Source organism: Frankia sp. AgB32 (genome assembly GCF_023243045.1).
Classification (GTDB): domain Bacteria; phylum Actinomycetota; class Actinomycetes; order Frankiales; family Frankiaceae; genus Frankia.
Window position 1 is genome coordinate 15,468 of record NZ_JALKFX010000112.1, and the last position, 12,653, is coordinate 28,120.

The 12,653-nt window shown below is 74.2% G+C and carries 15 protein-coding genes; 8 read left to right on the forward strand and 7 right to left on the reverse strand.

What is annotated here, in order from left to right; translation table 11 throughout:
- Nucleotides 1-262: 262 nt before the first annotated feature.
- Nucleotides 263-811, reverse strand: coding sequence for a type II toxin-antitoxin system RelB family anti-toxin (gene relB / locus MXD60_RS24430; protein ID WP_248821690.1), 549 nt, complete (start codon nt 809-811; stop codon nt 263-265).
- Nucleotides 812-895: 84 nt separating this feature from the next.
- On the opposite strand from relB, the gene MXD60_RS24435 reads away from it, so the two are divergent.
- The 4 genes from MXD60_RS24435 (at nt 896) to MXD60_RS24450 (ending at nt 4,287) form a co-directional block, all read left to right on the forward strand.
- Nucleotides 896-2,083 carry a benzoate/H(+) symporter BenE family transporter gene (locus MXD60_RS24435; RefSeq protein WP_248821691.1) on the forward strand — a complete coding sequence of 396 codons (1,188 nt, stop codon included), beginning with the start codon at nt 896-898 and terminating at the stop codon, nt 2,081-2,083.
- Between the two features lie 67 nt (nt 2,084-2,150).
- Nucleotides 2,151-2,513 (forward strand): PadR family transcriptional regulator, encoded by a 363-nt coding sequence (locus MXD60_RS24440; RefSeq protein WP_248821692.1) that lies wholly within the window; start codon nt 2,151-2,153, stop codon nt 2,511-2,513.
- Nucleotides 2,514-2,515: 2 nt separating this feature from the next.
- Nucleotides 2,516-3,106 (forward strand): hypothetical protein, encoded by a 591-nt coding sequence (locus MXD60_RS24445; RefSeq protein ID WP_248821693.1) that lies wholly within the window; start codon nt 2,516-2,518, stop codon nt 3,104-3,106.
- Nucleotides 3,103-4,287, forward strand: coding sequence for a serine hydrolase domain-containing protein (locus tag MXD60_RS24450; RefSeq protein ID WP_248821694.1), 1,185 nt, complete (start codon nt 3,103-3,105; stop codon nt 4,285-4,287). The genes MXD60_RS24445 and MXD60_RS24450 overlap by 4 nt, the downstream gene beginning before the upstream one ends.
- 70 nt (nt 4,288-4,357) lie before the next feature.
- Here MXD60_RS24450 and MXD60_RS24455 read toward each other — a convergent pair whose 3' ends face one another.
- The gene (locus tag MXD60_RS24455; protein ID WP_248821696.1) at nt 4,358-4,990 is read right to left on the reverse strand and encodes a maleylpyruvate isomerase N-terminal domain-containing protein; all 633 of its coding nucleotides are present in this window, start codon (nt 4,988-4,990) and stop codon (nt 4,358-4,360) included.
- A gap of 729 nt (nt 4,991-5,719) precedes the next feature.
- On the opposite strand from MXD60_RS24455, the gene MXD60_RS24460 reads away from it, so the two are divergent.
- A complete protein-coding gene (locus MXD60_RS24460; RefSeq protein WP_248821697.1) occupies nt 5,720-6,142 on the forward strand; it encodes a site-specific integrase in 423 nt (140 codons plus the stop codon).
- A 118-nt stretch (nt 6,143-6,260) separates the two neighbouring features.
- Here the strand turns inward: MXD60_RS24460 and MXD60_RS24465 are convergent, their stop codons facing one another.
- Complete coding sequence (locus MXD60_RS24465; protein WP_248821698.1) at nt 6,261-6,731, reverse strand: hypothetical protein; 471 nt, start codon at nt 6,729-6,731, stop codon at nt 6,261-6,263.
- 498 nt (nt 6,732-7,229) lie between these two features.
- On the opposite strand from MXD60_RS24465, the gene MXD60_RS24470 reads away from it, so the two are divergent.
- Nucleotides 7,230-7,376: a hypothetical protein gene (locus MXD60_RS24470; RefSeq protein WP_248821699.1), complete on the forward strand. Its 147-nt coding sequence runs from the start codon at nt 7,230-7,232 to the stop codon at nt 7,374-7,376.
- A gap of 2 nt (nt 7,377-7,378) precedes the next feature.
- On the opposite strand, the gene MXD60_RS24475 is transcribed toward MXD60_RS24470, so the two are convergent.
- Nucleotides 7,379-7,672 (reverse strand): hypothetical protein, encoded by a 294-nt coding sequence (locus MXD60_RS24475; protein ID WP_248821700.1) that lies wholly within the window; start codon nt 7,670-7,672, stop codon nt 7,379-7,381.
- Between the two features lie 789 nt (nt 7,673-8,461).
- Nucleotides 8,462-9,301: an alpha/beta fold hydrolase gene (locus tag MXD60_RS24480; protein WP_248821701.1), complete on the reverse strand. Its 840-nt coding sequence runs from the start codon at nt 9,299-9,301 to the stop codon at nt 8,462-8,464.
- Between the two features lie 331 nt (nt 9,302-9,632).
- Between MXD60_RS24480 and MXD60_RS24485 the strand changes: the two genes are divergently transcribed.
- The gene (locus MXD60_RS24485; protein ID WP_248821702.1) at nt 9,633-10,847 is read left to right on the forward strand and encodes an alpha/beta hydrolase family protein; all 1,215 of its coding nucleotides are present in this window, start codon (nt 9,633-9,635) and stop codon (nt 10,845-10,847) included.
- Between the two features lie 57 nt (nt 10,848-10,904).
- Here the strand turns inward: MXD60_RS24485 and MXD60_RS24490 are convergent, their stop codons facing one another.
- Entirely contained in the window at nt 10,905-11,546 is a 642-nt protein-coding gene (locus MXD60_RS24490; protein ID WP_248821703.1) for a class I SAM-dependent methyltransferase, read from the reverse strand.
- 88 nt (nt 11,547-11,634) lie between these two features.
- On the reverse strand, nt 11,635-12,423 hold the full coding sequence (locus tag MXD60_RS24495; protein WP_248821704.1) for a DUF2599 domain-containing protein: 789 nt from the start codon (nt 12,421-12,423) through the stop codon (nt 11,635-11,637).
- 15 nt (nt 12,424-12,438) lie between these two features.
- Here MXD60_RS24495 and MXD60_RS24500 point away from each other — a divergent pair.
- On the forward strand, nt 12,439-12,653 hold a 215-nt coding region (locus tag MXD60_RS24500; protein ID WP_248821705.1), incomplete at its 3' end, for a hypothetical protein.

Here is a 12,653-nt window from a genome sequence, read left to right on the forward strand (position 1 = left end):
GTGCAGCACGACCTGGGTCTTGCCGCAAGCCCCCAGGTGTGCTATAGGTTAAAAGTGGAAAGAAGTGGAGACTTTCTTTCCGCGTAGTCGTGCGCCGTGGACGTGTGCCAGGGACGGATGACCTCCCCGCGCGGTGCGCAGGCCGGAGCGGTGCCACTTCTTCGCATCCCGTTTTGACGGGCACGCCACGATGACCTGAGCCGCTTTCCGCCCCGCCGGAAAGAACCGTCGCCCCGGGTCGTTCCCGCCGCGCGCGTCGCGGCTACGCGGTCAGGTCCGGGCCGCGGGCGGGGGAGCGGATGGTGAGGACGGCCTCGACGGCGCCGGGGCGCAGCGCCTGGTAACCGTGGTCGGTGTCGCTGTGCCAGACGGCGGTCTCACCGGGGCCGACCTCGACCTCCCGCCCCGGCCGGCCGGCGCGGGCGCGGCCGTGGGTGACGAGCAGGTGCTCGACGACGCCGGGGCCGTGGGCGGCCGAGACGTGGCGGGCACCGGGGTCGAGGTGCAGGAGGTAGACCTCGACGGTGGTGCCGTCGGGGTGGCGGGTCGCGTCGAGCAGGCGCGCGCCGATGCCCGGGGAGGCGACCTCGGCGCCGACACGGTCGGCGAGCAGCGTCGACAGCGGCACGCCGAGCGCCCCGGCGAGCGCGTAAAGCGTGGACAGCGTCGGGTTGCGGGCGCCGTTCTCCAGCTCCGACAGCGAGCCCTTGCCGACCCGGGCGCGCGCCGCGAGGACACCCAGCGACAACCCCCGGGCCTGGCGGGTCGCGCGCAGCCGGGCACCGACGGCGGCCACGGCGTCGGGGTCCATGGTCGCTACCGTACCGAGGGTTCTGTTCGTGGAACGCTACGGCGTATCGTTCTGTATATGGAACCGGACGATCGGGGCGGATCGGTGGACGCGGCCCTCCCACCCGGCGCGGACGATCCGTCGCCGGCGCGCCTCGCCCACCTGGTCAGTGCCGGCGTCGTCACCGCGCTGGTCGGGTTCGCGAGCGCCGCGGTCGTGGTGCTCGCCGGGCTGCGCGCCGTCGGCGCGGACTCCGCGCAGGCCGCCTCGGGTCTGCTCGCCGTCATCGTCACCCAGGCGCTGGGCACGCTGTGGCTCAGCCGCCGCCACCGGATGCCGATCCTGCTGGCCTGGTCGACACCGGGCGCGGCACTGCTCGCCTCGACCGGCGCGGTCGAGGGCGGCTGGCCCGCGGCGGTCGGAGCCTTCCTCCTCGTCGGCGGCCTGATCCTGCTCACCGCGCTGTGGCCGCGCCTGGGAGCGCTCATCGCGGCGATCCCCCCGTCGATCGCGCAGGCGATGCTCGCCGGGGTGCTGCTGCCACTGTGCCTGGCGCCCGCGCACGGGCTGGTGGACCATCCGGCGCTCGTCGCGCCGGCGGTCGTGATGTGGCTGGCGCTGGGACGGTACGCGCCGCGCTGGGCGGTGCCGGGAGCGTTCGTCGCCGCGATGGTGGCGATCGGGATCTGGCTCGGGCGCCACGGCGGCGCGCACGGACCGCTGCTGCCCGGGGTCACGCTGACGGCGCCGACGCTCAGCGGCGCGGCGGTGCTCTCCCTCACCCTGCCGCTCTACGTGGTCACGATGGCCTCGCAGAACGTGCCCGGCGTCGCGGTGCTGTCCTCCTACGGCTACACCGTTCCCTGGCGGGAGTCGATGACGGTCACCGGCCTGGGCACCCTCGCCGGAGCCTGCGCCGGCGGCCACGCGATCAACCTCGCGGCGATCACCGCGGCGCTCGCCGCGAGCCCCCAGGCGCACCCCGACCCGCGGCGGCGCTGGATCGTCGCCCACCTCGCCGGGGCGACGTTCCTCGCCCTGGCGCTGGCGTCCACGGCGCTGGTGACGGTCGTGACCGCCGCCCCCGCCGGGGTCACCGCGGCGGTGGCGGGCCTGGCCCTGCTCGCCACGCTCGCCTCGTCGCTGACCTCGGCGCTGGCCGACCCACGCGAGCGTCAGGCCGTGATCCTCACTGTCGTCGTCGCCGCCAGCGGCATCAGCCTCGCCGGCGTCGGCGCCGCCTTCTGGGCCCTGGCCGCCGGCCTGCTCGTGCGCGCCACGCCGCGCACCTGACCACCCCACCTCACCCTGCCGATACCCACTACTTGACTTCGCCGAGTACCAGGCTTAGTTTTCTCCCATGGCGCCGACGCATGATCCCCAGCTCCTCAAGGGCGTCCTGTCGCTGCTGCTGCTGCGGCTGCTCGACGAACGCGAGTCCTACGGCTACGAGGTCGTCCAGCGCCTGCGCGAACTCGGACTGACCGACATCAGCGAAGGCAGCGTCTATCCCGCGCTGGCCCGCCTGGAACGCGAGGGCCGCGTGGCGGCCCGGCTGGTCTCCTCCCGCTCCGGCCCGGCCCGCAAGTACTACCGGCCCACCGCCGCCGGCGCCCAGGCGCTCGCCGAGGGCACCGAGAGCTGGCTGTCGCTGGCCGCCGTGGTCCACCCCGTCCTGGTCCGGCACCCCTCCGCCCCGCCCATCTCAGCAGAGGACACCTGAACATGGCCACGTCACAGACGGTCCTCGACCGGCTACGCCTCGAACGCGCCGTGTGGACGATGGACACCCGGCTGCAGGACCTGCCGCGCCGCTCCCGGATCAACAAGCGCCGCGAACTGCGCGACAACCTGCGCCTGGCCGCCGCCGACGTCGGCGCCCGCCAAGCCGTCCGTCAGCTCGGTGACCTGCGGATCCTCGCCGCCGACTACCTCGCCGCCGAGTACGGCGAACGCACCCGGCGCCCCTCCTGGTCCGCCGCCGCCCTGACCATCCTCGGTGTCGAGGCCGTCATGACGCTGCTCGTCCACACCGGGCGGGCCGCGTTCCACGCCGGGATCACCGCGACGAACCCGCAGGCCACCGGTACCTACCACTGGACCGGGATCCCCTACCTGATCAGCGACGAGACGTTCACCTACGTGCACGGCACCCACACCTCCGTCGGCGGCGCCTGGACCCCCCTGGTGTATGTGATCATGCTCGGTGGGGCTGTCGTCACCGGCCGGCTGTGGCGGCTGCACGCCGCCTGGCGGCGTCAGCGCCGCCAGCGCACGCTCGGCGCCACCGAGGACGCAGCCGGCGGCGGGGCATGAGACGCACCCGCGCGGCGCTGCCCGTCGCGGCGATCCTCGTGACCGCGGGCCTGCTCGCGCCGCCGTCGAGTGCCCTCGCCGCCCCGGCGGTGCCCGCCACCGCGACCACCGCGACCACCGCGGCCGACGCCGGTCCGACGACCGACGTCGACGCGGGGGCGCCGTTGGACGGTGTCACCGCCGCCGGCGTCCCCGGCGCCCTGTTCCGGGTCGAGGAGCACGGCCGGATCCGCCAGGGCGCGGTGGGCGTCGCCGACCTGAGGACCGGCGCACCGCTGCGCGCGCAGGCCCGCGTCCGCGTCGGCAGCATCACGAAAACGTTCGTGGCCACCGTGGTGCTCCAGCTCGCCGGGGAAGGACGCCTCGCCCTCGACCAGCCGGTGCAGCGCTGGCTACCGGGCCTGCTGCGCGACGGACACACCATCACCGTCCGTCAGCTGCTCAACCACACCAGCGGCCTGTTCGACCACACCGCCGACCCCGCCCTGGCCGCCGGCATCGTCGCGAACCGGGTCTTTCACCCGGCGCAGCTCGTGGCCCTCGCGCAGACCCATCCGCGGTCGTTCGCGCCCGGCGCCGGCTGGGCGTACTCGAACACCAACTACCTCGTCGCCGGCCTGCTCGTCGAGGCGCTCACCCACCATCCCCTCGGCCAGGAACTGAGCCGGCGGATCCTCACCCCGCTGCACCTGACCGGCACATCGTTCCCCACCACCACCGGGGACATCGCCGGCTACCACGCCCACGGCTACGTCCCGGCCGAACTCGGTCCCACCCCCGACGGGCACCCGTTCGACGTGACCGGGCGCAACCCCTCGGCGGCGTGGGCGTCCGGCGCGCTCATCTCCACCGCCGCGGACCTCGCCCGCTTCTACCGCGCCCTGCTCGGCGGTGCACTGCTCCCCGCCGCCATGCTCACCCAGATGAAGACGACCGTCGTGGAGGACCCCACCGACCCGCGGGTGCGCTACGGCCTCGGGATCGAACGGGTCGTCGACCCCTGCGGGGTGAACTGGGGTCACGGCGGCGCGATCCTCGGCTACGAGTCCATGGCGTTGCACAACGAGAACACCGGGCGCACCATCGTCCTGGCCAGCACCCTGCACCCCGCCCCACCGGCCGGCGCGGCCGCGCTCACCGCCGCAGCCGACCGCCTTCTGTGCGACACACCGCCGGTCTGACGCCGACGGTGAGCCCCCCGGACCACGGCGACCACGGCGACGTGCGCCGCCCGCCGCCTGGCGGGGCCGGTCAGATCGCGGCGATCGTGGCGGGGGCGCGTTCGGCGCGGCTCAGGGCGCGCAGCACGGCGGTGGGCCCGTGGCGCGCCACGGCGAGGCGGGTCAGCAGCCCCAGCACCGCCTCCACGGCGGGTGCGGGCATCGGCGGTGCTTCGACGCCGACGCTGACGGCGAGGTCATCGGCGTGCACGGTGATCTCCAGCAGTCGGCTGGTGAGGAAGTCCTCCAGGCGCAGCACCGACGGGCCCAGGCGCACGAGCCGTCCTGGCGGCGCGCCCGGCAACGCGACCGACAGCCGCGCCAGCGCCTCGTCGGCACGCTCCGCGAGCGCCACCGGGCCGTCGGCGGCGACCCGCTCACCGAGATCACGCAACCTGGTGTTGATCTCCGCGTCGGGTGCGGCGCCGAGCCACGCCGCCCCCGTGTAGTGCTCGAGCAGCGCGCGGGGTGCACCGTCGGGCGGGACGGCGGTGAGCATCTCGGGGACAGCGACGATCTGCCAGGCAAGATGCCCGGCCAGCGCGCCGACCCGGTAGTGCGCCAGCGCGCTGTCCGCGTCCCAGGCCGCGGCCAGGGCCGGGTCGCGCAGCAGGGCCGCGGCGGCGGCCGCGGTGTCCAGATAGGTCTGCCAGATCGGGGTCATGGCCGTTCATCCTGCCCGGGCGGACGCCGCCGCGGAACGCTCACCCGGCCGGCGAGGTCCGGTCAGGGGATCGAGGAGGATCTGCATCAATCGGTTTGACCGGTCGAGGTCCGGGCCTATCCCAATTACTGGGAATTCCTCTTGATATCTACCTTGACTTGTATTTCGAAATGAATTCCGGTACCGCCACCGCTCGACGGGCTCGACGGGCTCGACGCGCTGGACGCGGGCGCCGCGGGCGCCGACGCCGCTCTCCCGGGGGACGCGAGGGCGGCCTGCGCGGTGCCGGCGGTGCCGACCACCACGGCCGTCGCAGTGGTGAGCAGCAGCGCGGATGCGCGACCCGAGGTCTTCGACAGTGTCATCAGAGGGCTCCCACGGAAGGTTCGTTGGATCGCCAGCATCGAGCGGCAGGGCCGGCCAGCAGCCCGCGACACATCCTGTGCGATTCAGCGACGAACAGGACGGCCCCGCGCCCACGACCCCGACAGCCACGCCATGATCAAAAACAGGGTCGGATGCACGACCGTCCCCCGCCATGGCGACACAGCCCCCCGGAAGGAGCTTCCCGTGGCATCAGCCGAAGACTGTTCAGCCGAAGACTGTTCAGCCGAAGACTGTTCAGCCGAAGACTGTGAGGAATGTGGGGGTACCGGCCGCGGTGGAGCCCGGCGCTGCCCATCGTGCGGTGCGGAAATCGGAGTGGGCCGGAAGGGCACGAAGATCCGCGTGACCGGTATCAACGCCGAGGAGGTCGCTCAGGTCGCCCGGCGGCTTGCCCATGACGTGTCGTCGCGACCCGAGAGCCGGGCACTTCGGACGCCGAGGGTCTGCGGAACGTTCTATCTGGTCTGCGTCATTGCTGCGTCATCGTCACGACCGTCGGGGCGTTCCAGCTACGCCAGGACGGACCGGATCGGGGAACGGAACTTCGTCGCTCTCATCGGCGACACGCTTCGCCACCTCACCTGCCCTGTGCGTCTCGTGCGCACCTGGCGTGCCCTGCTCGCCGAGCGCGGCCACACCACCGGCCGGGTGCTGCGCTCTATCGACCGCCACGGCCGCTGGAACCCCAACTCACCGACCGTTATGACCTACATCCGCACCAGCGACCTCTGGCGCGACAACCCGCTGCGCGGCGTCGGCCTGTAGATCAGCCCGGCCCGGGACCTAAGGAATCAGCCCCCGGGAATGACGGAACGAGGCGGGGCGGGGGATCCGTGTCCGATGCGGGATGGTCACGAGGGCGGGCGTGAGGCGAGGTCCAGGTTCACGGGGCGGGGCAGGTGCCACCGGCGGGAAGCCGGCCGCCGACGAAAGCGAGGAACCGCGGGGTGGTGCAGATGTCGTAGACCTGCCAGGAGCCCCCGGCTGTTCGACGAAACGCCGTGCGGGAGCCGTCGTCCTGCAGACCGACCCCAACCTGCTGTGGTGCGGTCGCGGCGGGCACGAAACCGGCCCAGGCGAGGTAGCTGCTGGTGCTCGGATCGTAGGCGTAGTAGACGGAGCCCGGTTCGGTACCCACGATCCAGCCGGGCTGGTAGCCGCGGTCCACGACGTAGGCGCGGACCAGCTCGCCGCGCACGGCCGGGGTGACCGTGAGGTTGTGCAGGGTCACCGGGTGGCTGGTCGTGCCGGCGACAACGGCCGGCCTCGACGTGCCACCCCGCGCTGCTGCCGTCCCGGTGGGTGCGGACACCGGCGGCGAGGCCTTCCCACCGCCGCATCCAGACGTCAGCATCACCAACACCGCCAGGCCACATCCGACGCCGAGCTTGAGCGTCTCCGCGCAACGCGGGCACCCGGCCCGCGACGGCCGCGGCCAGCACGAACGACGCCTACCCCGCGTCACTGATGCCACCGACGTGCACAGCCGGTCATCGCCGGTGACACCCGTGCGCGCCCCTCACCCATGACTGCGATTGTCACCCGTCTCCTGGGTTTGAAGCTGCCCCGGTTTCGTTCACGGCGAGGCGCCGACCTGCGCCCGCTGCGCGACCCCGACGACGCGCCCGACGCCGACGGGCGGTAAGCGGCGACCACCAGCCGCCCGCCCCGGCGACAGGGAACCGGCCTCAACGCGGTGGATCGGCTCCCTGGGATGAGGAGGAGCTGTGCGCGGTCTGTCCCGCGCAGGTCCACGACGCGGGCCGGTTCGACATCGTCGACGGGCCGGCAGCGGGCGGCCGTTATGACGCCTCCACCGCTACCGGCGGGATCAGGCCACCGGAGTGCCGGTGTGCATCCATCCCGGCAAGATCTGGTCCGTCATGCCGACGCCGGCCAGGCCGAGGCTGTGCTGGGTGGGGCGGAACGGGCGGCGGCCCGCAGGTTCCCGGCGGACGTCGTGGTCGCCGCGCTGCGGGCCGCGCTCGCTGGGCTGTGACGTCAGCGGCCGAAGGTGAAGAAGTGCAACCGGCCGCCGGCCTGCACCCCGATCGACTCGTAATGCTCGAACAGGACAGACGGCGCGCCGTCTCCGTCTTCGGTAGCCAGTACCGGCGGGGCGGCTCGCCCCAGCCGGCTGCCCGGTGCACCTGGTCGGTGTAGCCCTCGGTCGTAGCCGAACCGTTCGTTGTCGGTGGAGTGGACGAACGTCACCGACAGGTCGGCCTGGACACGGGAGAGGACTGTGAACTGGGCGGTCAGGGCGTGCACCATCTCGTCGACCGGTGCGGCCACGTCCAGCGCCTACTACACCGGCCGCCACTCCGCCGCCGACATCGCCGGCCAGGCCCGCGCCGGCGCCCACCCCTACCTCCGGGGCTGCCTCGCCGCCTACGAAGCCCGCGCCCGCGCCGCCGCCGGCCAGCATGACCAGGCCCGCCAGGCCCTGCGTGACATGCAGGACGCGGTGTGGCTCGGTGAGCCGATGGTCGGCACCGAAACGTTCGGCGAGGAACTCATCCACTGCTTCCTCGCCGTCGTCTCCGGCCGCCTCGGCGACGGCGAACATGCCGAACCCCACGCCCACCGCTCCCTCGCGATCCTCCAGGCGACCGGCGGCGGCTACGAGGACATCGGCGGCACCTACAACGCCCTCGCCCAGGCATTCCTGCGCCGCGCCCACCCGGACCCCGACCAGGCCGCCGACGCCGCCTCCCGCGCCCTGGCCGTGCTCGACGGCCGGCCCACCCGCACCGTCATCCAACGATCCGGACAGATCTGGCAGGAACTCGGCGCACGCTGGGAAAACCAACGCGCCGTCCTCGACCTCCGCGAACAACTTCAAGCCCACCGGCAACAGATGCGGCGCTTTCTCCACGCCTCGGTCTCGCCCTCCGCACGGTTACGCGCAGCTACCTGTCGCGTCGAGAACACCCCAGATTCTGGCCTTCAGGTGGTGGGTGGCCGTTCTGGACCGCCGCCGGCAGCGACGTCCCCCCGCGGCTGCGAGGGACCCACGCCCACCTGTCCGCTCAGCGCCAATGTCCGGTCCAGTCCTCCTCGACCCCCGATCTGGGGGCGCGTTCACCCGGCGCCGGCCAGGAACCCGGCGAGTTCGGTGCGCAGGCGGGCGACGTTGCCGAGAAGCAGATGCCCGCCGGTGGGCAGGACCAGCAGCCGGCCGTGGGGGAGGTGGGCGGTGAGCGCCGCGGCGTCGCCGGGACGCGGCAGGGGGGAGTCCCGCGCGGTGACGACCAGCGTCGGGCAGGTGAGCTCCGCCCAGCGCAGCTCGTCGGCGAGGATCCGCGGGACGCTGACGGTGAAGTCGAACATCATGCCGGCGCGGCGCGGGGCGACGGGCAGCAGCGTCGCGCTGATCGCCGCGAGTTCGGCGCGGCCCTCGGCGTCCAGCGCCCGCCACCCGAGCCCGCTGCCGTGGGCGAGCGCGGTGGGATGCGTCGTCCACCACACACCCCGCTCGCCGCGCAGCAGCGCGCGCAGCACGAACGCCGGCGGGGTCGGCGTCACCCGTTTCGCGGGCAGCACCGGGGACTCCAGCACGAAACGCCCGACCCGGTCGGGATGGCGCAGCGCGAGGTAGGCCCCCGCCGTCGACCCCGCGGACAGCGACACCACCCCCACCCGGTCCAGGCCCAACGCGTCGAGCAGCGCGGCGAGCGCGTCGGCCTGCGCCTCGACGCCCGCGGCGGCGGGCAGCTCGGAACCGAGATAGCCGTAGCGTGACACCGCGATCGCCCGGAAACCCTCACCCAGGCGCCGCCGCGCCCAGTCGACCCCCTGATCCCAGCCGCCGCCGTTACCATGCAGCACCAGCACCAGCATCCCGGACCCGCCGAGATCGGCGAACTCGACCGTGCCGTACGGGGTCGGCACCCTACGCAGCGGCGCCGGGGGGTCACCCAACCGACGCCAGGCATCCTCAACATCACGTCGTAGTCGGCTCACCGGCGAAACGACCTTTCCCGCGCGCGGACGACCCGGTGGACCATGCCTGGCTACCAGGCGGCTCGGGCCAGGCTCGCACCCATCCCCCGCGCGGGCGCGTCGGCACCGCGAGAACGACGACGACCGCCGCGCAGGACGACCGCCGCGCAGGACGACCGCCGCGCAGGACGACGAGGACGGTCCGCGTGACGACCCAGGCAGGAGATGTCGCGCGTCGGACTACCCGCAGTGCACGGCTCGTCTCCCCATGCCACCTAGAGTACGTGTGGTGACGGGAAAAATTCGTACTGTGACCATTGCCGGGACGTTGGCGGCACTGACCCTCCTCGGCGCCACGACCGCCGCCGCCGCCGCGCCGCCGGCACCCGGGCGCACCGGTACCCCGCCACCGGTGACCCGTACCGCGCCCGCGCCACGGCTGGCCCTTCCCCGTCCCACCGGGCACCTCGCCGTCGGCCGCGACACCCTGCACCTGGTCGACCGCTCGCGGCGCGACCCGTGGATGCCCACCGAACCCCGCGAACTCATGGTCGACGTCTACTACCCGGCCGTCGCCGGCACCGGCACCCCGGCCCGCTACGCCGAACCGGAGGAGATCCGCCGCTACCTCGCCGCCCTCGGCCTCGCCGGTGTCCTGCCGGCGCAGGCCATCGCCGACACCACCATCGCCAGCCGCACCGGCGCCCACCCCCTGCCCGGCCACCGGCCCCTGGTCCTGCTCTCACCCGGCCTCGGCGTCGGACGCCGCTCGCTGACCGGCCTCGCCGAACACCTCGCCAGCCTCGGACTCGTCACCGCGACCATCGACCACGCCTACGAGTCCGTCGGCACCGCGTTCCCCGGCGGGCGGATGCTGACCTGCCTGGCCTGCGACCGGATGACCAGCGACGCCGCGTTCACCGCCGCCACCCGCACCCGCGCCGCCGACCTGTCGTTCGTACTCACCAGCCTCGCCGGCCCGCACCCGGCGTGGCGCGGCGCGGGCCTGGTCGACCCCGGCCGGGTCGGCGCCGTCGGACACAGCCTCGGCGGCGCCGCCGCGATCTCCGCGATGATCCACGACCCGCGGGTGCGGGTCGGCGTCGACATGGATGGCACCCTCGGTGAAACCCCCGCGCCCGGCGAGTTCGGCGCACGCCCGGTGCTGCTGCTCGGCGCGAGCGCGGACCATCCCGGCCCCGACGACACCCTCGCCCCCGCCGGCAGCGACGACGACCCGACCTGGGCGGCGGCGTGGCGGCAGCTGGGACCGACCGGGCTGTGGCTCGACGTCGACGACGCCGAACACTTCAGTTTCACCGACGACCCGGTCCTCGCCGACCAGCTACCCCTGCCCCCCACCGCCACCCCGGTCGCCCGCGAGGCGCTCACCGGCGCCCACGCGCTGGCGATCACCCGCGCCTACGTCGGCGCGTTCGTGCTGCGCGCACTGTCCGGCGCCGCCCAGCCGCTGCTCGACGGACCCAGCCCCACCTATCCGCAGGTCCGCTTCATCGGACACTGAACCCACCCGCCGCGCGCCGCGCGCCTTGCCGGTGCGGGGCGCGCGGGCGGCGCCCGGTCAGGGCCGCGGCGGGCGCCGGCAGAGCAGCATCGCGGCGGGCTGGCGATCCACCCCGTCCGGGGCGCGCCGCACCCGGGCGGTCTCGGTGAACCCGACGCCACCCAGCAGCTGGGCGATCCGCGGCGCAGGCCAGCGATGCGACGGGGCGACCCGATGGGCATGTGGCACCGGCCCGCCGTCGTCGGTGTCGGTGGCCTGGAAGGCGACCAGCAGCTGCCCGCCGGGCGCCAGCACCCGATGGAACTCGGTGAACAACCCGTCCATCCGCGCCGGCGGCGTGTGAATGATCGAATACCAGGCGACGATCCCGCCCAGGCTCGCGTCGGCGAACGGCAACCGTCCCGCCAGCCCGCGCACGAACGGCACCCCGGGATGGTCCCGACGCGCCCGCGCGATCATCGCCGCGGACAGGTCCACACCCAGCGCGTCCACCCCCGCCCGGCGCAGCAGCGCGGTGAGCTGACCCGGCCCGCACCCCACATCGGCGACCACCCCGGGACAGCCACCCCCGGCCGCGGCGCCGGTGCGGACCAGGTCGGTGAACGCGGCGATGATCGCCCGGTCCACCGGCTGACGGTCCAGCGCGTCGGCGAACAGGTCCGCGTACAGCTCGGCGACCTCGTCATAACCCTCACGCACGCGGCGCGGCTCGGGCGGTGGCGCGCAACCGTTCACGGCTCTGGAGACTAACCGTCGCGAGATCGCCGACCGGCCCCGGGCGGTGCGCTCAGTCGTGTTCGCCGCTGATCGTGTGCGCCACCGCGACGCCGTCGGGCCGGTACACCCGCACCGCCGGGCCGGACGGATCGGTGCCCAGAGTGTTCGCGCAACGCGTCGACACCCAGGTGGAGAACTGGTTGGGACGCATCAGCGGCCGCCAGCTCTCCAGGTCGTAGGTGTCCCCGGTGGCGAACCCGGCGCCGCCGCCCAACGCGGGGATCTGCGCCAGGGCCTGATGGCAGGTCAGCTGGGCGTGCAGACTGTCGGCGACCGGCCCGGACAGGCCCCGCACGCAGGCCCCGATCGCCGACCACATCGCCGCGACCGCCAGGGTGCGACTGGCCCTGCGCGACGCCGGGGTCGGCCGCAGCGAGATCCGGAACCGGGTGTCGGTCCACCGTTGCACGACGATTTCCTCGACGTCCTGGGACGGGCCGCAGTACGGCGCGCCGTCGGCGCCCACCGCCACCGCCCCCGCCGGCGTCGGTGTCGCGCGGGTGGGGGGCGCAGCGGCGGCACCGGCCTGCACGGATCCGTCCTGCGCGGCGTCACGTCCGGGTTGCGTCGTGAGGGCCGGCCGGGCGACGCGGTCCTCTCCGGTGCTGGTACAGGCGGCGAGCAGCACCGCCGTCAGCGCCGCGCACAACGCCACCGCGCGTGGCGTGCCCGCCACGACCAGGTTCGCCCGCGGGGGGCGCGGCGAGCGGGGCCGCCGCGCGGTGCGCCCGCCGGCGCGGGCCAGCGGGGCGCGGTCGTGGCGGTGGGCGAGGCGATGATCTGCGCGCGGCGTCTGCACCGTCGAAGGGTAGGCATGGATGGCACGGTCGGGCACGAGGGCACCACCGAGGCGACCCGCACCCGACCCGGCCGGGGGATCACCTGGTCCGGTGCGGCCCTCGAACCGCCGCGGGCGCGCACCGGCAGGTGGGCGCCGCCGGCAGCGCCGAGGTCGCGGCCCCGGGCGTGGGGGGCGCGGCCGCCCCCCCCCGGCCCCCCCCGGCCCGGCGCCCCCGCCCCCCGCCCCCC